14 protein-coding genes are annotated in these 19,955 nt (G+C 69.6%); 12 read left to right on the top strand and 2 right to left on the bottom strand.

The window, feature by feature from the left end; genetic code table 11:
* Positions 1-87: 87 nt before the first annotated feature.
* The 12 genes from ASF72_RS11710 (at position 88) to ASF72_RS11655 (ending at position 17,448) form a co-directional block, all read left to right on the top strand.
* Positions 88-1,398: an RDD family protein gene (locus ASF72_RS11710; RefSeq protein ID WP_056599073.1), complete on the top strand. Its 1,311-nt coding sequence runs from the start codon at positions 88-90 to the stop codon at positions 1,396-1,398.
* On the top strand, positions 1,395-2,324 hold the full coding sequence (locus ASF72_RS11705; RefSeq protein WP_056599050.1) for a PP2C family protein-serine/threonine phosphatase: 930 nt from the start codon (positions 1,395-1,397) through the stop codon (positions 2,322-2,324). The genes ASF72_RS11710 and ASF72_RS11705 overlap by 4 nt, the downstream gene beginning before the upstream one ends.
* Positions 2,311-4,347: an FHA domain-containing protein gene (locus tag ASF72_RS11700; RefSeq protein WP_056599047.1), complete on the top strand. Its 2,037-nt coding sequence runs from the start codon at positions 2,311-2,313 to the stop codon at positions 4,345-4,347. Before ASF72_RS11705 ends, ASF72_RS11700 begins: the two co-directional genes overlap by 14 nt.
* Complete coding sequence (locus tag ASF72_RS11695) at positions 4,344-6,089, top strand: serine/threonine-protein kinase (protein WP_050685413.1); 1,746 nt, start codon at positions 4,344-4,346, stop codon at positions 6,087-6,089. The genes ASF72_RS11700 and ASF72_RS11695 overlap by 4 nt, the downstream gene beginning before the upstream one ends.
* A 63-nt stretch (positions 6,090-6,152) precedes the next feature.
* Positions 6,153-6,857: a hypothetical protein gene (locus ASF72_RS11690; protein ID WP_050685414.1), complete on the top strand. Its 705-nt coding sequence runs from the start codon at positions 6,153-6,155 to the stop codon at positions 6,855-6,857.
* On the top strand, positions 6,854-11,299 hold the full coding sequence (locus tag ASF72_RS11685) for an FtsK/SpoIIIE domain-containing protein (RefSeq protein WP_050685415.1): 4,446 nt from the start codon (positions 6,854-6,856) through the stop codon (positions 11,297-11,299). Before ASF72_RS11690 ends, ASF72_RS11685 begins: the two co-directional genes overlap by 4 nt.
* Positions 11,300-11,431: 132 nt before the next feature.
* The gene (locus ASF72_RS11680; protein WP_050685416.1) at positions 11,432-12,001 is read left to right on the top strand and encodes a hypothetical protein; all 570 of its coding nucleotides are present in this window, start codon (positions 11,432-11,434) and stop codon (positions 11,999-12,001) included.
* 64 nt (positions 12,002-12,065) lie between these two features.
* Positions 12,066-14,390: an NAD-dependent DNA ligase LigA gene (ligA, locus tag ASF72_RS11675; RefSeq protein WP_056599042.1), complete on the top strand. Its 2,325-nt coding sequence runs from the start codon at positions 12,066-12,068 to the stop codon at positions 14,388-14,390.
* Positions 14,387-15,238: an inositol monophosphatase family protein gene (locus tag ASF72_RS11670; RefSeq protein WP_056599040.1), complete on the top strand. Its 852-nt coding sequence runs from the start codon at positions 14,387-14,389 to the stop codon at positions 15,236-15,238. Before ligA ends, ASF72_RS11670 begins: the two co-directional genes overlap by 4 nt.
* Before the next feature lie 4 nt (positions 15,239-15,242).
* Complete coding sequence (locus ASF72_RS11665; protein WP_056599038.1) at positions 15,243-16,451, top strand: AAA family ATPase; 1,209 nt, start codon at positions 15,243-15,245, stop codon at positions 16,449-16,451.
* A 62-nt stretch (positions 16,452-16,513) separates the two neighbouring features.
* A complete protein-coding gene (locus ASF72_RS11660) occupies positions 16,514-17,017 on the top strand; it encodes a GNAT family N-acetyltransferase (protein WP_056599036.1) in 504 nt (167 codons plus the stop codon).
* 47 nt (positions 17,018-17,064) lie between these two features.
* Positions 17,065-17,448, top strand: coding sequence for a RidA family protein (locus ASF72_RS11655; protein ID WP_056599033.1), 384 nt, complete (start codon positions 17,065-17,067; stop codon positions 17,446-17,448).
* Between the two features lie 32 nt (positions 17,449-17,480).
* Here the strand turns inward: ASF72_RS11655 and ASF72_RS11650 are convergent, their stop codons facing one another.
* Entirely contained in the window at positions 17,481-18,146 is a 666-nt protein-coding gene (locus tag ASF72_RS11650) for a response regulator (RefSeq protein ID WP_056599030.1), read from the bottom strand.
* Positions 18,139-19,863 (bottom strand): sensor histidine kinase, encoded by a 1,725-nt coding sequence (locus ASF72_RS11645; protein ID WP_200933646.1) that lies wholly within the window; start codon positions 19,861-19,863, stop codon positions 18,139-18,141. The genes ASF72_RS11650 and ASF72_RS11645 overlap by 8 nt, the downstream gene beginning before the upstream one ends.
* Positions 19,864-19,955: the final 92 nt, after the last annotated feature.

Below are 19,955 nucleotides of genomic sequence, written 5' to 3'. Positions count from 1 at the left end.
GGCGGCATGGCACGTCCCGGCCCCGGGCAACCGGGCAGAAACCTGCCCGGCGCCACAACCAGCAACGTTCCAGGGGGAGGAACCCGGATGGCAGTAAACCTTCAGCTTGTACCGGCCACGGCGGGCAAGCGGCTCGGTGCTGCCGTGACGGACTGGCTCTTCCCCCTCGTTGTGCCGGCCGTGCTGTTCAGCATCGGCTTCGCCGGCGTGACCCGGACCCGCAGCGGCGGGTTCATCACCTACGACACCGGATCGGTGGTGCTGTTCGGCGGCATCGGAACCGGGCTGGCGCTGGTGTACCTTTTTGTCCTCCTGGGCCTGGAAGCCCGCACCGGAAAAACGCCGGGCAATCTGTTGCTGGGAATCCGCAGCGCCGACAATGACGGGTATGCGCCAGGCGCCGGCCCGGTGTTCCTGCGAAGCATCATCACCGGGGCAGGAGCCGTGCTGGTCCTGATCGCCGCCGTCCTGGTGGTGGTCTTCAAATGGTTTGATGCTGCGCTGCTGATCCTTGGGCCGCTGCAGCTGCTGGCCGCCGTGTGGGCCGTCCTGGTGGTTATCTCCAACAGGTGGGACAAAAACGGCGGGGTGCGTGGCTGGCATGACGCGGCTGCCAAGACCCTGGTGTTCGACGTCAAGGCGGGCCGGAACCCCATTACCAGCGGCGGGATCCAGGGCCCGTACAGCTTCGCTCCTCTTGACCTGCCGCCCGTCCAGCAGGTCCAGTCACCCGTAGCCGGTGTCCGGCCTGCCAGCGGAGCCGTTGTCCAGGCGCCGGCCGCACCCACGGCCCAGCCGCAGCCTCCGCTGGCCCAGCCGGCAGCCAGCCGGCCTGCGCAGCCCGCAGCCAGCCAGCCTGCTGCGCCTATCCAGCCCGCAGCCAGCCAGCCTGCTGCGCCCGTCCAGCCGGCACCCTTCGCGCCGGCCGGCCCCCACGCCGCCGCAGCCCCGGCGGGCAGCCACGGCCCAGCCGGGAGCGGCTTCCAGGGCCACCCGGACGACGACGTCGAACGCACCCAAATCCGGCACGGCGCCGCGGCCGCCGGTACCGCAGCCCCCGCACCCGCGGCGGTCCTGCGGGTCCGGCTCGACGACGGCCGGGACTTCCAGCTGGACCGGAACGTCCTTGTGGGACGCAACCCGGTAGGTTCGGCCGGCGAACAGCATGCACAGCTGCTGGCCGTGGACGATCCCGGCCGCTCCATTTCCAAAACCCACCTGCACCTCCTGACCGACGGTGCAGGTGTCTGGGTGACGGACCGGAACTCCACCAACGGCAGCGCCGTGACCGCACCGGACGGCCGGCGCACACCCTTGGCGCCCGGCGTTCCCACGTTCGTTACACCCGGATCCGGCATCCACTTCGGTGACCGGACCTTTTACCTAGGACAAGCATGAACGAACAGCCCGCCAGCGTTTCCTCCCTCCGGCCGGGCCTCAGCCTGGACTGTGGCCATGGCACGGACCGGGGGCTCCGCAGGGAGCTGAACGAGGACTCCTACATCGCCTCGGACCCCGTCTTTGCCGTAGCGGACGGAATGGGTGGCCATGAGGCCGGCGAGATTGCCAGCGGCATGTGCGTCCGGGCCCTCGCCGCCATCCCGCAGCTTGCCACCGGCGAACGCACCGTCACCGCAGCGGTCCTGCAGCAGTACCTGGTCCGTGCGGACACTTCCATCCGCGAAGCCACCGGCGCCCGCGCCGGGACCACCCTCACCGGGGCGGTGGTGGTGGAACAGATGGGCATGCCGTATTGGCTGGTCATGAATATCGGGGATTCCCGCACCTACCGGCTCAGCCAGGGACAGTTCGAGCAGATCAGCGTGGACCACTCCGAAGTCCAGGAACTGGTGGACGCCGGCCAGATCACCGCGCAACAGGCCACCGTCCATCCGCGCCGGCACGTGGTGACCCGTGCCCTGGGCACCGGCGACGAAACCGAAGCTGACTTCTGGCTGCTCCCCGTGGAGGAGGGCGACCGTGTCCTTGTCTGCTCCGACGGGCTTAACGCCGAACTGACGGACCCGCAGATCCTGCGCGTCCTCAGCTCCGGGGGGACTCCGCAGGACACCGCGGATGCCCTCATCCAGGCGGCACTGCGCGGCGGCGGCCGCGACAACATCACGGTTATCGTGGTGGACGCCCGCAACGTCCTGAACGACGCCGGCGCCGCTACCACCGCACCCCGCCACAACCCCGACACTGAGGAGCAGGATACGCTGCCGCGCTCGCAGGCCACCCGGCAGGCAACCACGCAGCCCATCCCGCAGCAGGCTCCTGACGGGGCCGCTGGCAACGGAGAGGGCCACGATGACCGCCGCTAGTTACCGGCCCGGCACCTGGGTGGCTGTTGTCCGCTCGCGTACCGCCGTCCTGCTGGGCCCGGACTCGCCGCCGGCACTGGCCGGCACCCTGTGGAACCTCCTGTCAGGCCAGCCGCAGGTCCATGAGGTGCTGCACGCTGTCACCAGCAGCTCCGGCGGTTCACTGGCGCAGATCCCCGCCTTCGGCATCCTGGATTTCACCGGCCCGCTGCGCGTGTTCCTCCGCGGCGGCCTGGACCTCACTGTGGAGCTGCCCGCCGGGACGGTCGAGGTGGACGGCCTGGACGTGACCACCTGGAATGAACGACGGTTCGACGCCGCCGTCAAGTGCCGGCTTGCCATCCCTGACGGGGCCGGCCCGGAGCTGCCCGACCTGCCCCTGCACGAAGGCGTGGTCCTGCTGCAGTCGCTTGCATTGACCCTCGACGCCGGGACCCCCGCCATTGCGGCGGGCCAGGCTGTCGGTGCCGCGATCGGGGGTGTTGCGATCGCCGTTGAACGCGCCGCACGACCGGATCCGGAAACAGGTGCAGCGGACCGCGACGCCCGTGACGCCAAAGACGCAGCGGAGCAGGCGCCGGCTGCGGGCCGGGCCGATGCCCTTGAACCGGGCGCGGAGAGCCGCCAAACAGAAATCCCCGAAACGGAAACCCCTGTCGGAGCCAATCGTCAGGCAGGGGAGCCCGGAACAGCTGAATCTGAAGCGGTCGAGCCACGAACGGCTGAGCCTGGAACCGCTGCTCCTGAACTGGCTGACCCCGAAACGGCTGCTCCTGACCTGGCCGACCTCGAAACGGCAAAGTCCGAAACAGCAGAGTCCGAAGCAGCCGAGCTTGAAGCCTCGGCGCTGACCATCCTGCCGGAGCATGGTGCCTCCGGTGAGACGGTCTACGGCATCCCTGACGATGACCTTCCGGACGATGCCGCCGGCGACGAAGCCCCCGGCGGGCATGTCTTAGGCGACGCCCCCGGCGAGCCTGCTTCCGGCCATGATGCCCCCGGCGACGCCTCCAGCGGCGCAACGCCACCTGCCGCTCCTACTGCCGTGGCCGTGGAAAGCGAACCCACCGGCTCCTACGACCACCTGTGGGAGCGGACCGTCATGCGGAGCATCGAGGACGCCGCGGTCCGGGAGGACCCGGACGCCGAAGAGAACCAGGCAGAGCCCGTTGTGCCGCCGGCGGCCGAAGCGGAAGAGAAGGACCCGCTGCCTGTGCCCGTCGCGGCGCCCGCTGCGGCTCCCGTTCCTGCTGCCAAGCCGGCCAGTCTGCTGATCGACTCGGTGCCGTGGCGCACCGCGGGAACCGGCTCTGCCCCTGCCCCGGACCAGGTCCCGGCGCACCAGCCCGCCCCTGCCGCCATTCAACCTGCGGCGGAACAGCCCGCTACCCCGGACCAGGCCGGCACCTTCAACCAGCCCGGCACCTTCAACCAGCCCGGCGCCGCTGACCCCATCAGCGGCGATCCTGACGGCGACCACGACGGCCAGACGGTGATGAAAAGCAGCGTGCAGGGCCGGTCCGCGCCGGCTCCGGCGCCGGGTGCCGGGACGGATCCGGCGGCAGGCCCTGTGGTCCTGGCCCGGGTCTGCGCCCAAAGCCACGCCAATCCGCCCACCAGCGCCCAGTGCTCGGAGTGCGGCGCCGCGCTGCTGCCGGACGCCGTCCAGGTGGCCCGCCCCCGGCTGGGCCGGATGCGCGTGTCCACCGGCGAACTGGTGGACCTTGACCAGTCCCTGGTGATCGGCCGGCAGCCTTCCGTGTCCCGGATACAGGGCGGCGTGATGCCCCGGCTGGTGCAGGTGGCCAGTCCGGGTGGCGACATTTCCCGGTCCCATGTGGAGGTCCGGCTGGAGGGCTGGCACGTGATGCTCTGTGACCTGAAAGCCACCAACGGCACCGTCCTGGTCCGGGAAGGCCAGCCGCCCCGCCGCCTCGCCCAGAACGAGATGGCCATCCTCCTTGACGGTGACATCGCCGAACTGGGCGATAACATCTCGCTGCGTTTTGAGGAGATTCCTTGAGTTCCAAACGGCCTGTGGCGCCGCCGCCCCTCATCCCGGGCTTCACCTACGTCAGCCTGCTGGGCTCCGGCGGGTTCTCCGACGTTTACCTGTACGAACAGGACCGGCCCCGCCGCAAGGTGGCCGTCAAGGTGCTGCTCTCCGACCTGAAGACCGAAGGCGCCCGCCGGCGGTTCGAGTCCGAGGCCAACCTGATGGCCCAGCTGTCCTCGCACCCCTACATCGTCACCATCTACGAGGCCGAGGTCACCGAGGCCGGCCACTCCTACCTGGCCATGGAGTACTGCTCCCGGCCCAGCCTCGACGTGCGGTACCGGCGGCAGCGCTTCAGCGTGGACGAGGTCCTGGCCGTTGGCATCCAGGTGGCGTCCGCCGTCGAAACGGCCCACCGGGCCGGCATCGCCCACCGCGACATCAAACCCGCCAACATCCTGGTGACTGACTACAACCGGCCTGCCCTGACGGACTTCGGCATCTCCGGCACCCTCGCGGACGATTCGGATGACGACGCCGGCATGTCCATTCCGTGGTCGCCGCCCGAGCAGTTCGCGGATGGCGGCGTGGACGGCGTTATGGTGGACGTGTGGGCCCTGGGCGCCACGCTGTATACGCTGCTGGCCGGCCGGTCGCCCTTTGTGATGCCCGGCGCGGACAACTCCCAGCGGGAACTGATCAGCCGGATCTCCAGCATGGCGCTGCCACGCCTGGGCCGGGCCGACGTGCCGGAATCCCTGGAACTGGCCCTTGCCACCGCCATGGCGAAACTTCCCCAGTCGCGCTACTCCTCGGCGCACGCCTTCGCCCTGGCCCTGCAGCGCATCCAAGCCGAACTCAACCTCTCCGTCACCCCCTTCGAGGTCCTGGAAGAAGCACACCAGGACGAGGACCACCCGGACGACGGCGTGGAGGAAACCCGGGTCCGGAGCATCGCCAGCATCGACCCCGAACGCACCGGAAGTGCCCCCACCTTCCCTGCCCGCACCCGGCCCACCACCGCCAACCCGGCCGCCTTCACCGGTCCTGCCGCCCCTGCCCCCGCCGCGCCGCCGTCGGGCATTACGCCGGGACCCGCCGCGCCCTGGCACCCCGCCGCCGCGGCAACAGCGGCAGCCAACCAGGCGCCGCAGGTTCCTGCGCACCTCTTCCGTGCGGACCCCGCAGGAACCGCTGCGGCCGGCGCAGCCGACGACAACGAATCCACGGTGCTGCGGCCCGCAGCGCCTGCTGCCGGTACCGGTCCGGAACCTGAAGACGCCACCGTCCAGCGGCCTGCGGCCACCGCGCCGCAGGAGCCCGCGCCGGCCCCGGAACGCGGCAAACGCAACGTCTGGCTGGCTGTCGCAGGCGGAACGCTGCTGGCCGCCGCCGTCGTGGTGGGCGTGGTCATGGCCAACGCCGCCGCCGAGACGCCCAAAACCGTGGCCAGCCAGGAACCCAATAAGCCACCCGCCGATGCCCTGGACAACGGCACCGTTCCCGACGTCGAAAAGCTCGCCGGAACACTGGCCGGCGGCCAGGCCAGCTTCACGTGGGAGAACCCGCAACCCAAACCGGGGGACACCTACAAGTGGAAGGTGTACACCATCGGTGGCGGGGGCGGGGAGTTCCAGTCCATCAAGGCGCCCCCCGTCAAGGTCACGCCAAACCCCTCCGGACAGACCTGCGTCCAGGTCATGATCGTCCGCACCGACGGGGCGTTTTCACCGATGGAGGCACCCTCCATCGCCTGCACGGGGCCCTGACGCACAGTCCATGACACGGCACCGGCAACACCACGAAGTTTGGCCCTGAAGGAGGCACAGGACATGGGGGATCTGGCAATAGATTTCTGCGGGGAATGGTACGAACCATCAGACGAGGACGTCTTTAACATCGGCCGTGAAGGCGACCTGGAAGTGGACGACAATCCGTACCTGCACCGGCAGTTCCTGCAAGTGGCCCGGTACGACGGCATCTGGTGGCTCAGCAACGTGGGCAGCATGCTTTCCGCCACCGTGGCCGACGGCTCCGGCGGCATGCAGGCCTGGCTGGCGCCGGGCGCCCGGATCCCGCTGGTGTTCAGCCACACCAACATCATTTTCACTGCCGGACCCACCACCTACGAGTTTGCTGTGCACCTGAAAACCCCTTCCTTCCGGCAGGAAGCCCGGGAAGACGACAGCAACGGCGACACCACGATCGGCCCGGTGGTCTTCACGGATTCGCAGAAAGCCCTGATCGTGGCCCTGGCCGAGCCCATGCTCCGCCGCGAAGGGACCGGCTTCAGCGCCATCCCGTCCTCGGCGGCGGCAGCGAAAACCCTGGGCTGGGCCCTGACCCGGTTCAACCGCAAACTCGACAACGTCTGCGACAAGCTGGACCGCGTGGGTGTGGTGGGCCTGCGCGGCGGCGGCGGGAAACTGGCCACCAACCGGCGCGCCCGCCTCGTGGAACACGCCGTGACCTCGCACCTGGTCACCGCCGATGACCTGCACCTGCTCGAAAAGATGAGGGGAGTGGACGAAGGATGAGGATCCGGCTGACACTGCGCCGCGACCCCGCGGAAACAAAGGACCTGGCCGTCACCGTGGACGGCCTGGCCACGGTGGCTGACATCGCCGCTGTGCTCTGGGCGGCCGACCCCGACAGGAAGGGAACCCCTGCGCCGGAGAACCTTTCCCTGCGGATCGACGAGGCGTTTGTGGGCGCCGGCATGACCGGGAATGTCCTGACCCGCAGCGACAACCTGCTCGAATCAGGCCTGCGGCCGGGTTCGGTGGTGTCCCTGGCGCAGGTCAGCACCCAGTTCCAGGTCCCCGGCGCGGGCCGCGGACCCGCCGCCGCCACGCTCCGTGTCCTTTCCGGGCCCGACGTCGGCCGCGAATTTTCGCTGCCCACCGGCACCAGCTACGTGGGCCGGGACCGGGACGTGGACGTCCGCCTCACCGACCCCATGACCTCCAAACGCCACGCCCGCATCACCGTGGGGGAAAGCGTGGAGATTGTGGACACCAACTCCGCCAACGGCCTGCTCATGGACGGCCTGGCCGTCACCCGCGCCACCCTGAACTCCTCGGACACCGTCACCCTGGGGGATACCACCCTTACGGTGGTGCCGCTGGGGCGCATCCAGGCGGCAGTACCGACGTCGCCCCTGGTGGACTTCAACCGGTCCCCGCGCGTGGTGCCGCGGTTCGAGGAACCCAAACGCGTCCTGCCCGCCGGGCCCAAACGGCCTGAGGACAACCCGTTCCCGTACATCATGCTGATCGCGCCGCTGATGATGGGCGCGGTGATCTTCGCTGTCACCCGGAACCCGCTGTCGGTGCTGTTTATGCTGATGATGCCCTTGTTCATCGTGGGCCACTACGTGGACCAGAAGATGCGCGGCCGGAAGCAGCAGAAGGAAGGGCTCAAGCATTTCCGGGAAGCCATGGCCGCGTTCCGGGAAGACGTCACCGAACTCCAGAAGGTGGAACGGGCCGTCCGGCTGCAGGAAGCCCCCTCGGTCAGCGACACCGTGGACGCCATCTACAAACTCGGTCCGCTGCTGTGGACCCACCGGCCGGAGCACGCCTGGTTCCTGGGCCTGAGGTTCGGGCTGGGCAGCGCACCGTCGCGCCTGGTGCTGGAAGAACCCAACAACAACGACACCGAAGCGCAGTACGCCCGCGAAATCCAGGACAGCCTCCGGCAGTTCCGGGTGATCGAAGGCGTGCCGGTGGTGTCCCAGTTCCGCACGTCCGGCGCCCTGGGCGTCGCCGGTCCGCGCGGGCTGGTAGACGACGTTGCCCGCGGCATGGTCCTCCAGCTGGTGGGCCTGCACTCACCGGCCGAAGTGGTCCTCACCGCCATCACCTCTGCGCAGTCCCGGGAACGCTGGAACTGGCTGCAGTGGCTTCCCCACGTGGGCTCAGGCCACAGCCCCCTCGCCGGGGACCACCTGGCCGCGGGCTCAGCCGGCGGCGCCTCCCTCCTGGCGCGGCTCGAGGACCTCGTCGAAGCCCGGGAAGCCGCCGCCAAGCGCAGCGGACCGGAGCTGCGCCCCGAGGTGGACCCGGCCAAGCTGGAAGTCCCCGCGCCGGTACTGCCTGCCGTGCTGGTGATTGTTGAGGACGACGCGCCCGTGGACCGCGGCCGCCTGACCCGGCTGGCCGAACGCGGACCGGACGCCGGCGTCCACGTGATGTGGGTTGCCACGGACATCCAGGCCCTGCCTGCTGCCTGCCGCGACTTTATGGTGGTGGACGGCGACCACGGCACCACCACCGGCCAGGTCCGGCTGGGCCGGCACACCTACCCCGTGAGCTGCGAGAGCGTGGACGCGGAGCTGGCCGGCCAGCTGGCCCGTATGCTCTCGCCCGTCGTGGACGTGGGAAAGCCCGTCACCGACGACTCCGACCTGCCCCGCGCCGTTTCCTACGCCACCCTGATCGGCAAGGACTTCCTGGACAGCCCGCAGGCCGTGGCAGACCGGTGGACCGAAAACAACTCGGTGCACGCCAGCGCCGTAGCCAACCGCAAGGACAACGGCACCCTCCGGGCCCTGGTGGGCTCCAAGGGTGTTGAACCCCTCTACCTGGACCTGAAGAACGAGGGCCCGCACGCCCTGGTGGGCGGCACCACCGGCGCCGGCAAGTCCGAGTTCCTGCAGTCCTGGGTGATGGGCATGGCCGCCGCCTACAGCCCCGACCGGGTCAGTTTCCTGTTTGTTGACTACAAGGGCGGCGCCGCATTTGCCGACTGCATCAACCTTCCGCACACGGTGGGGCTGGTCACCGACCTGTCCCCGCACCTGGTCCGCCGGGCCCTGACCTCGCTGCGGGCCGAGCTCCACCACCGCGAGCAGCTGTTCAACCGGAAAAAGGCAAAGGACCTGCTGGCCATGCAGCGGGAGGCCGATCCGGAGGCCCCGCCCTATCTGGTCATCATCGTGGACGAATTCGCGGCGCTCGCCAGCGAGGTGCCGGAGTTTGTGGACGGGGTGGTGGACGTGGCCGCCCGTGGCCGGTCCCTGGGCCTGCACCTCATCCTGGCCACCCAGCGCCCCGCCGGTGTGATCAAGGACAGCCTGCGGGCCAACACCAACCTCCGTGTGGCCCTGCGCATGGCGGATGAGGACGACGCCGCCGACATCCTGGGTGTCCCCGACGCGGCCTACTTCGACCCCGCCATCCCGGGCCGCGGCGCCGCAAAGACCGGTCCCGGGCGGATCCAGGGTTTCCAGACCGGCTACGCCGGCGGCTGGACCACCGGGAAGCCGCAGCGGCCGCAGATCGACATTGTGGAAATGGCCTTCGGGTCGGGGACCAGCTGGGAAGCGCCGGCGCCGGAGAAACCCGAACGGCAGGAACCGGCCGGGCCCAACGACATCTCCAGGATGACTGCCAACATAGTCCGGGCCGCCGATTCGCTGGCCATCGCCCCGCCCCGGAAGCCATGGCTGGACGAACTGGCCCAGACTTACGACTTCTCCCTCCTGCCCAACCCCCGGACGGATGAGCAGTTGCTCCTCGGCGTGGCCGACCACCCGTCCCGCCAGGATCAGCCCACGGTGTTCTACGAACCGGACCGGGACGGCAACATGGCCATCTACGGCACCGGTGGGTCCGGTAAATCGGCGGCACTGCGCGGCATCGCCATCGCCGCAGCCGTCACCCCCCGCGGCGGTCCGGTCCACGTCTACGGCATCGACTGCGGCTCCTCTGGGCTGCGGATGCTCGAGGAGCTGCCCCACGTTGGCGAAATCCTCAACGGGGACGATGTGGAGCGTGTGGGCAGGCTGCTGCGGATGCTCCGCGACGTCGCGGACCAGCGCTCCGCCCGCTTCGCCGAGGTCCGCGCGTCCACCATCGTGGAGTACCGGAAACTCGCGAACCGGCCGGACGAGAAGCGGATCTTTGTTCTGGTGGACGGCATGTCGGCGTTCCGTGAATCCTACGAACACAGCCGCCTCTCGTCGCTGTGGGACATTTTCCTGCAGCTCGCAACCGACGGGCGCACCCTGGGCATCCACCTGGTGGTCTCCGGCGACCGGCCCAGCGCCGTCCCGCCGTCGCTGCTGGCCTCCATCCAGCGCCGGCTGGTGCTGCGCCTGTCCTCAGAGGACGACTACCTGTCCATGGACGTGCCGCGGGATGTCCTCAGCGCCGCGTCCCCGCCCGGGCGCGGACTCCTGGACGGGCTGGAAGTCCAGCTGGCCGTGCTGGGCGGAAACTCCAACCTGGCGGTCCAGGCACGCGAAGTGCACAAGCTCAGCGCCGCCATGCTCCGCCAGGGCCTGGCCGCGGCACCCGGCATCGAACAGCTGCCCGAGCAGGTGGACCTTGACGTGCTGCCCGCCGGCGACGCGGAGGTCCCCGTGATCGGCGTGGACGACGAAACCCTGCAGCCTGCCGGGATCACGGCCAAGGGGTCGCTGCTGGTGGCAGGGCCGCCGGGCTCGGGCCGCACCGTTGCGCTGGTGACCCTTGCCTACGCCCTCCGCCGAGCCAACCCGGAGATCGAAATTCTCTACCTGGGCTCCCGGCGCTCCGCCGTGGCGGCGCTGCCCGTCTGGAACCGCTCAGTGGTGGGCCCGGACGACGTGGCCGACATGGTGGAGGACCTGACGGAACACTCCAGCGCGAACCCGGGCAAGCTGGCCATCTTCATCGAGGGCCTCACCGAATTCACGGACAGCATCGCCGAGTCCGGCGTTGCGCAGCTGGTGACGGCCGCCATCAAGGCCGACCAGTGGGTGGTAGGCGAGTCCGAATCGTCCACCTGGTCCGCGGCCTGGCAGCTCGCCCAGCCGTTCAAGTCGGGCCGGCGCGGCCTGCTCCTGAACCCGGGCGACATCGAGGGTGACAGCCTCCTGAACACCTCCCTGGGCCGGGTGGGTGACGGGTTCATCCCCGGCCGCGGGTTTGTGGTGGGCCGCGGCAAGGCCCGCAAGATCCAGGTGGCGCTGCCGCCGGAAAACCGCGACTGAGCCCGGCCGGCAGGCAACGAGGGGGAAGGGCCGCAGCCGCTGCGGATTTGCGGCCCTTCCCCGCGGTGTAGCAGACTACCCCTCGACTCCAGAACGCCGTGGCCGGGGGACCGCGCGCATCGAAAGGCAGCAATGACCTTCTCTTCCCCGGCACCCCGCACCCTTGTGGCGGCCGCCGTACTGGCCGTGTCCGCCGGTTTCCTGGCCGGCGGCACGGCGCTGGCCGACTCGCCCACACCCACGGCGCCGGCCACCACGGCCGTTGCAACGCCCTCCGTGCCCGCCGCGCCGGCGCCCGTCAAGACGGACAAGCCGCGGGGGCCCTCCTTCGAGCCCGCGCCGACGGCACCCCCGGCGGCACCGTCCACCGCGCCGGCAGCTCCGGCCGTTCCCGCGGCGCCGATTGAGCAGCCCACCACTGACGTTCCGGTGCCCGCCGTCGAGGCCACCGCCGAAGCAGCCGTGGAGACGGCGGCTGAGGCACCCACGGCCAGCCCGACGTCGGCCGCTCCTTCAGTGGAGTCCAACTGGAACAAGCCCATCACCAGGTCCGCGACGCCAACGCGCGTCGCATCCGTCACCTCCCTGGACGGAGCCGGTGGCGCGGGCCCCAACCTGCCGCTCGTGGCCGGGCTGCTCCTGCTGGGACTCGCCGGCGCCGCCTTTGCCTGGTGGGGCCGGGGCCGGCTCCGGGCCCACTGACCCGGCCGGGCCACGGTCCCGGCGCGGCCCGGGCAGTGTCGGCCGCATAGGGCAAGATAGTTCTGTGAGCACAGTTCCAGGCCCCGCAGAAGACGCCGCCACCCGGACCGGCACCCCCGACGAGCCCGCCGAGGTTCCCGCAGGAACCATCAGGGACGAATACGAGAAGCTGGCGGACCTGGTCCGGAAATACCGGTTCTCCTATTACCAGGAGGACGAACCCCTGGTCTCCGACGCGGAATTTGATACGCTCTTCCGCCGGCTGGAGGAAATCGAGGCCCTGCATCCCGAGCTCGTGGCCAACGATTCGCCCACCCAGGAAGTGGGCGGCGAAGTCTCGGCCGCCTTCGCCGCCGTGGAGCACCTGCAGCGCATGTACAGCCTGGAGGACGTCTTTTCCCTCGAGGAACTCGAGGCCTGGCTGGCCAAGGCCGTGGCCGGCGTCGGCAAGCTCGGCGACTCGGCACCACCGGTTGCGTGGCTCACCGAACTCAAGATCGACGGCCTGGCCGTCAACCTGCTCTACCGGGACGGCAAGCTGGTGCGCGCCGCCACCCGCGGCGACGGGTTCACGGGGGAGGACATCACCCACAACGTCCTGACCATCAAGGAAATCCCGCGGGAACTTTCCGGCACCGGGTTCCCTGGTGAAGTGGAGATCCGGGGCGAGGTCTTTATCCCCTCCAAGGCCTTTGCCGACTTCAACGAAGCCCTGATCGAGGCAGGCAAGGCCCCGCTGGCCAACCCGCGCAACGCCGCCGCCGGGTCGCTGCGCCAAAAGGATCCCGCGGAAACCGCCAAGCGGCCCCTGAAGATGTTTGTGCACGGCATCGGCGCCCGTGAAGGGCTCCAGTCCACCACCCAGTCCGAAACCTACAAGCTCCTCGAGGGCTGGGGGTTGCCGGTCAGCCCGTACTTCGAGGTCCTGGGCAGCGTCAAGGACGTCCTGGCCTTCATCAAGGGTTACGGCGAAAAGCGGCACAAACTGCTGCACGAGATCGATGGGATCGTCATCAAGGTGGACGACTTCGGCACCCAGCGTGCCCTGGGCTACACGTCCCGCGTGCCCCGCTGGGCGGTGGCGTACAAATACCCGCCGGAGGAAGTGCACACCAAGCTGCTGGACATTGCCGTCAACGTGGGACGAACCGGCCGGGTGACCCCGTTCGGCCTGATGGAACCGGTCAAGGTGGCCGGTTCCACGGTGGAGATGGCCACCCTGCACAACCAGGACGTCGTCAAAGCCAAGGGCGTCAAGATCGGCGACATCGTGGTGCTCCGCAAAGCCGGGGACGTTATCCCCGAAATTGTGGGCCCGGTCCTGGCGCTCCGGGACCAGCAGGACCCGCCGGTCCGCGACTTTGTGATGCCCACCGAATGCCCCTCCTGCGGGACGCCGCTGGCACCCGCCAAGGAAGCCGACGTGGACATCCGCTGCCCCAACGCGAAGTCCTGCCCGTCCCAGCTCCGGGAACGGGTCTTCCACTTGGCCGGCCGCGGCGGGTTCGACATCGAGGCGCTGGGCTGGGAAGCGGCGATCGCCCTCACCCAGCCCACCGAACCGGACGTCCCGCCGCTGACCTCGGAGGCCGGGTTGTTCGACCTCACGCCCGAGGTGCTCGCCGGGGTCCGGATCCGGCGCGAAAAACGTGCCAAGGGCGTTCCTACGGGTGAATTCGAACTGGTGCCGTACTTCTTCACCAAGGGCACCGCGAAAGTGCCCTCCAAACCCACGGCCACCACCACCAAACTGTTCGCCGAACTGGAAAAAGCCAAGGCGCAGCCGCTGTGGCGGGTCCTGGTGGCGCTGTCCATCCGGCACGTGGGTCCGCGGGCTTCCCGCGCCCTGGCCACCTGGTTCGGCACCATGGACGCCATCCGTGCCGCCTCGGAAGAGGAACTGGCCGGCGTTGATGGCGTGGGCCCCACCATCGCCGCCGCGCTGAAGGAATGGTTTGCCGAGGACTGGCACCGCGAGATCGTGGACCGCTGGGCCGCCTCCGGAGTGCGGATGGCTGACGAACGCGACGAATCAACCCCCCGCACCCTGGAGGGCCTGACAGTGGTGGTCACCGGCTCGCTGCCAAACTTCAGCCGCGACGAAGCCAAAGAGGCAATCCTCATCCGCGGCGGCAAGGCCGCAGGGTCCGTCTCCAAAAACACCAGCTACCTGGTGGCCGGCGAAAGTGCCGGTACCAAGCTGGACAAGGCCGAGCAGCTGGGCATCCCCGTCCTGGACGAGGACGGCTTCCGCGAACTGCTGGCCAACGGCCCGGCACCTGCTCCTGACGAGCAACCTGCGCCTGACGATCAACCCGTTCCTGACGAACAATCCGCTGACGGCGAACCTGCCGCGGGCGAACCTGCCCAGGAAGGGGCTCCAGCATGAACGCCGCACCGGAATCCCCTCGAGCCGAGGACCTGCTGGCCGAACTGCTGGGTGTGGCCCGGCTGGCAGCCGCGGCCGGCGCCAAGGTCCTGGCCGGCCGCAACGATGCCGCCCTGGCTGCCGACGCTGCCGTAAACAACAAGGGCGAGGCCGGCGACTGGGTGACCGCCTACGACCTGGCAGCCGAAACCGCTGTCAGGGACGTTATCGCGGCCCACCGCCCCCATGACGCCATCACCGGGGAGGAACACGGGCCCACCCGGCCCGAGGACCCGTCCGGCTACCGCTGGTCCATCGACCCGCTGGACGGCACCACCAACTTCATCCGCAACATTGTGTACTACGGGACGTCGGTGGCCGTGGCGGACGCCAACGGCCAGTGGCTGGCCGGAGTGGTGGACGCCCCCGCACTGGGCAGGGTGTACTACGCCTCCCGCGGCCAGGGCGCCTGGCTCGAGGCCGGTGGCACCCGCACCCGGCTGACCGGCCCGCAGCACGGGCGCACCGGCCGGATCCTGGCCACCGGCTTCAGCTACGACCCTGACGTCCGGGCCGAACAGGCCGGACTGCTGGGCGGGCTGATGGAGGGCTTCGCGGACGTCCGGCGCCTCGGCTCGGCCGCCCTGGACCTGTGCCTGGTGGCCGATGGCACCCATGACGCCTACGGCGAGCGCGGCCTCAACGAGCACGATTTCGCCGCCGGTGCGCTGGTGGCGGAGGAAGCGGGCTGCTGGGTCCGGCGGCCCCGGCTGACCAGCCCGCTGGACGGCGGACCGGACGACGCCGACCGCCTTGCCGCCTGGACCTGCGCCGGGACCTTGGAACTCGCCGGCAAATTCCCGCTCTGAGCCCATGATCCGGACTCTCGCCATTGCCAACTACCGGTCCATCCGGGACCTGTCCCTGGGCCTGACCGGCCTGGACCTGGTCACCGGCGCCAACGGCAGCGGCAAGTCCTCCCTGTACCGGGCGCTGCGGCTGCTCGCCGACTGCGCAGGCGGTGCCGGCGGCAACGTGGTGGGGTCGCTGGCGCGTGAAGGCGGGTTGGCCTCCACGCTGTGGGCGGGGCCGGAAACCGTCAGCGGTGCCATGCGCCGCGGCGAGGTGCCCGTACAGGGGACCCTGCGCAGGAACCCGATCAACCTGAGAATGGGATTCTCGGGGGACGACTTCGGCTACCTCGTGGATTTGGGGATCCCTGTCCCGGTCGCCGGCGAGATGGATGAGCGGAGCCGGAAGCCCAAGGCGTCCCTGTTTGCCAACGATCCGGACATCAAACGGGAGGTGGTGTTCTCGGGCCCGCTGGCCCGGCCTGCGTCCTGGCTGGTGGACCGCCGCGGCGCTGCCGTCCGGGTCCGGGGCACCGCCGGGGAATGGCAACCGGAAAACATCACCCTGCAGCCGTACCAGAGCGTCCTGACCGAGATCGCGGACCCGGAGCGGTCCCCGGAAGTGCTGCAGGTCCGCAACACGGTCCGGTCCTGGCGGTTCTACGACCACTTCCGGACCGACGCTGCTGCGCCCGCCCGGCAGGTGCAGGTGGGTACCCGGACGCCGGTCCTCGATCCCACGGGCGCGGACCTGCCGGCCGCGCTGCAGACCATCCGGGAGACCGGCGACACTTTCCTCCTGGACAAAGTGATCAACGCGGCCTTCCCCGGCAGCAAGCTGGAGATCAGCATCAACGACGGGATGTTCGGTGTCCAGCTGCGGCAGCAGGGGATGCTGCGGCCGTTGAAGGCGCCGGAGCTTTCAGACGGCACCCTCCGGTTCCTGCTGCTCACCGCAGCGCTCCTCACCCCGCAACCGCCGGAACTGATGGTACTGAACGAACCCGAAACCAGCCTGCACCGTGACCTGATGCCGGCCCTGGCCGGGCTCATCAGCCAGGCTGCTGAGCGGTCGCAGCTGCTGGTGGTGTCCCACTCCACTGCCCTCATCACGGCGTTGCGGGAAAGCGGGCACGTCACGGAGCACGAATTGGAGAAGGACGTCGGGGAAACCCGGGTCCGGGGGAGGGGCGCGCTGGAAGGGCCGCACTGGAGCTGGCCGTCCAGGTAAAGGTCTGCGCCGGCTTCAGCTTCCTGAAATCAGATTTCAGGACTAACCCCTACCATTGATGGGTGCACCAGCAGATTCTGATCAGACCCGCCGTCCCCGCCGATTATTCCGAAATCGCCCGGATTACCGTCGCTTCCTACCTGGCCGCCGGCTATTTCGACGACAGCACGCACCCGTACATGCAGCGTATCCAGGAAGTGGCGCACCGGGCGGCGAACGCCGTGATCTGGGTGGCCGAACGGCAGGGCCGGATCGTCGGGTCCGTCACCCTGGCGGTGGCAGGGGAACCGTTCGCGGACATCGCCCGGCCCGGCGAACTCGAATTCCGGATGCTGGTGGTGGACCCCGACGTCCAGCGCAGCGGTGCCGGCAAAGCGATGGTGGCCGCCATCATCGAGCACGGCCGGTCCCTGCCAGGCATCGAGGCCGTGGCCCTCACTACCGGCCTGACCTGGGAAAGCGCCCACGGCCTGTACCGCAAAACCGGCTTCCATCGGGTCCCCGAACGTGACTGGCTGGTTCCCGGAACTGACATAAAACTGCTGGTTTACCGGCTGGACCTTTAGCCGCCCTAAAGTGGTGCCGAACTCATCCAGCTATGAAAGGCCCACCCATGCGCAAAACCTTCGGCACCGGCTCCGTCTGGGAACAGACCCTCGGCTACTCCCGCGCCGTCCAGGTGGACAACACGCTCTACATCTCAGCCACCGCTGCCAGCGGCGAGAACGGCATTGTGGGTACCGACTTCTACACCCAGACCGCATTCATCCTGCAGAAGCTCGAAACGGTCCTGGCGGACGCAGGCTTCGCGCTGGCCGACGTGGTCCAGTCCAAGTTGTACCTGACGGACATCAGCAAATGGGAAGAAGCCGGCCGGGCCCATGGCGAGGTCTTCGGCGAGATCCGCCCCACCCTGGCCCTGGTGCACGTGCTGCCGTTCCTGGACCCGCAGATGCTGGTGGAAATCGAACTGGTTGCGCAGAAAAGCGCCAGCTGACCCGGCTGCCTGACCAGGCCTTGCTGACCCGGTCAGGGCGCGGCGGGCAGGCCGTAGCGGTGCTCCGGCCGGCCCGTGGTGCCGTAGCGGAGCTGGATGTCCACGGCGCCGTCGTCGGCCAGTGAGGACAGGTACCGCTGCGCCGTGGCCCTGGAGACTCCCACCCGGCCCGCCACCTCGGCCGCCGAGTACTGCTCTCCGGGGAGCAGCGATTCCAGCACCGCCGCTTCGGTGGCGGAGCGGGGCTTGGCCGACGGCGTGACATCCCCCGGGATCAGCGCACGTTTTGCGCGCTCCACCCCGTCCTGGTCCAGGGCCCCGGGCTGGGCCAGGAGGCGCCGGAACCGGGCATAGGAGCGCAGCTGCTGCGACAGCGCATCAGCGGTAAAGGGCTTGAGCAGGTACCCCAGGGCGCCGCGGCGCAGGGCCAACCGGACGGATGCCGCATCGGAGGCGGCGCTGAGGATCACGGTGTCCACATCGAGCTGCTGGAGCAGGTCCAGCCCGGAGGCATCCGGAAGGTAGACGTCCAGGAGCACCAGGTCAGGGCGCAGGCTGTGGATGGACTGCAGCGCCAGGGATGCTGTCCCCACCGGCGCCAGGGCAAGGAACCCCGCCACCGAGTCCACGTAGGCGGCGTGGAGTTTCGCCACATGGAAGTCGTCGTCCACGATCAGCACACGGAAATCGTCAGGCATCGTTGTCCTTTCCAGGGGTTGCGGCGCGTCCAGGGGCTGCGGCGCGCGCCGCGGTGGTGCCGGGGAGTGTGGCCATAAACACGGCGCCGGGCCCGCCGTCGGTCCCGGCGGCCAGCAGGGTAACGTCGCCGCCGCGCCGCCGGGCCAGCTGCCGGGCCAGGGCCAGCCCGAAGCCCTGCCCGCCGCCCGCGCGGACCGGCCCGGACGCGGTGGTGAAACCGGACGCAAACACGTCTTCCGGGCCGGTCCCGGGGGCCAGCCCGTTTCCGGAGTCGGCCACCACGATATGGAGGGTGCCGCCACCGGCACCGGGCTCGTCGAGGACCTCCACCTCCACCCACCGGTCTTCGGCGGAGCCTGCCACGGCAGCGTTTACCGCGTTGTCGATCAGGTTGCCCAGGACCGTTGTTACATCCTGGGCTTCGGAGACCTGTCCGCGGACCAGGGTCTCGGGGCCGATCCGGAGGGACACCCCCCGTTCATCGGCCTCAACCCCCTTGGCACCCACAAACGCCTGCAGGTACGGGTCCTGCAGGAGCTCAGCCTGGTCCACCGGGAACCGCAACGGCCCGGTGGCAGCCAGCCCGGCCAGGTACTCGCGGGCCTGCTGGTGCTGGCCGATGCCCATAAACCCGGCGAGGGTGTGCAGCTGGTTTGCGAACTCGTGGCGCTGCGCCCGCAGCGCATCGGACAGGGTGCCCACGGCGTCCAGCTGCCGGGTGAGCTGCTGGAGTTCCGTCCGGTCCCGGAGCATCAGCACCCAGCCCAAATCTTCCCGCCGGTGCAGGGCCTTGCGGGCGCTGGCCACCAGGACCTGGCCGCCGGCCACCACCTCCACGGCTTCCGGGCCGGCGTATCCCGGCCGGGTGAGGGCGGCCAGCTGCGCCGGGACCGGCGCGTCCGCCCACCGGGTGCCGGTGAGGTCCGGCAATCCCAAAAGCCGCTGCGAGGCGGCGTTGAAAACACTGATCCTGCCGTCCGCGGAAACGCCGATTACGCCGTCGTCCACTCCCTGCAGGACCGCCACCTGGTCGTGCACCAGGGTGCTGATCTCCTCCGGTTCCAGGCCGAGTGTGAGCCGCTGCAACCGGCGGCGCAGCAGGAAGGAGCCCAGCACGCCGGCGCCGAGGGCGCCTGCCGCCGTCAGGGCCACCGGGCCGATGTCGCGCGCCACGCTCTGGCCCACGGTTTCCATGGAGTAGCCCACGCTGACCTCACCCACCACGGTGTTGCTGTCCGGCGCGTAGACCGGGACCTTTGCACCCGCCGACGGGCCCAGCGTCCCCGTGTTACGGGTGGTGATTTCCTGGCCGGCCAGGGCCTCGGACGGATCGGTGCTGACACCCTCGCCCAGCCGGTCCGGGTCCGGATGCGCCAGCCGCAGACCGGTTTCGTCGGTGATCACCACAAAGAGCGCACCGGTGCGGGTCCGCACGGCCTCCGCGGCGGCCTGCAGGGGACCGGCGGCAAGCTCCGCCGGCGGCGGGGTGCCCGCCTGGCCACTGATGGCCAGCACGTCCGCGCGGACCGACGGGTCCGAGGCCACGGTCCGGGCCAGCGTCAGGGCCTGGTTCTCCGCGTCGCTGCCCACCCGGTCATAGGTCAGCCAGGCGTGCACCGCGGTGCTCAGCAGCACCACCAGCAGCACCACCCCCAGCTGGAGCAACAGCGTCTGCGTCGAGAACCGCAGGGGCGTGCGGGGCGCGGGGCGCGGCATGGTCCTCCTCGACGGGCAGTGATTAATGGCAGTTCCCGGCTCCACCGGACGGTGTGAGCACAATGAGCAAAATGCTCCCAATAAGCAGTATG

This window comes from Arthrobacter sp. Leaf141 (genome assembly GCF_001424565.1).
Lineage (GTDB): Bacteria > Actinomycetota > Actinomycetes > Actinomycetales > Micrococcaceae > Arthrobacter.
The sequence above is the reverse complement of the archived record's forward strand: the minus strand, read 5'-3'. Positions and strand labels throughout refer to the sequence as shown.

Excerpts from the sequence above, each read along its gene's own strand:
- ASF72_RS11710 (WP_056599073.1), top strand. The coding sequence starts at position 88 with ATGGCAGTAAACCTTCAGCTTGTACCGGCCACGGCGGGCAAGCGGCTC.
- ASF72_RS11705 (WP_056599050.1), top strand. The coding sequence starts at position 1,395 with ATGAACGAACAGCCCGCCAGCGTTTCCTCCCTCCGGCCGGGCCTCAGC.
- ASF72_RS11700 (WP_056599047.1), top strand. The coding sequence starts at position 2,311 with ATGACCGCCGCTAGTTACCGGCCCGGCACCTGGGTGGCTGTTGTCCGC.
- ASF72_RS11690 (WP_050685414.1), top strand. The coding sequence starts at position 6,153 with ATGGGGGATCTGGCAATAGATTTCTGCGGGGAATGGTACGAACCATCA.
- ASF72_RS11685 (WP_050685415.1), top strand. The coding sequence starts at position 6,854 with ATGAGGATCCGGCTGACACTGCGCCGCGACCCCGCGGAAACAAAGGAC.
- ASF72_RS11680 (WP_050685416.1), top strand. The coding sequence starts at position 11,432 with ATGACCTTCTCTTCCCCGGCACCCCGCACCCTTGTGGCGGCCGCCGTA.
- ASF72_RS11670 (WP_056599040.1), top strand. The coding sequence starts at position 14,387 with ATGAACGCCGCACCGGAATCCCCTCGAGCCGAGGACCTGCTGGCCGAA.
- ASF72_RS11665 (WP_056599038.1), top strand. The coding sequence starts at position 15,243 with ATGATCCGGACTCTCGCCATTGCCAACTACCGGTCCATCCGGGACCTG.
- ASF72_RS11655 (WP_056599033.1), top strand. The coding sequence starts at position 17,065 with ATGCGCAAAACCTTCGGCACCGGCTCCGTCTGGGAACAGACCCTCGGC.
- ASF72_RS11650 (WP_056599030.1), bottom strand. The coding sequence starts at position 18,146 with ATGCCTGACGATTTCCGTGTGCTGATCGTGGACGACGACTTCCATGTG.
- ASF72_RS11645 (WP_200933646.1), bottom strand. The coding sequence starts at position 19,863 with ATGCCGCGCCCCGCGCCCCGCACGCCCCTGCGGTTCTCGACGCAGACG.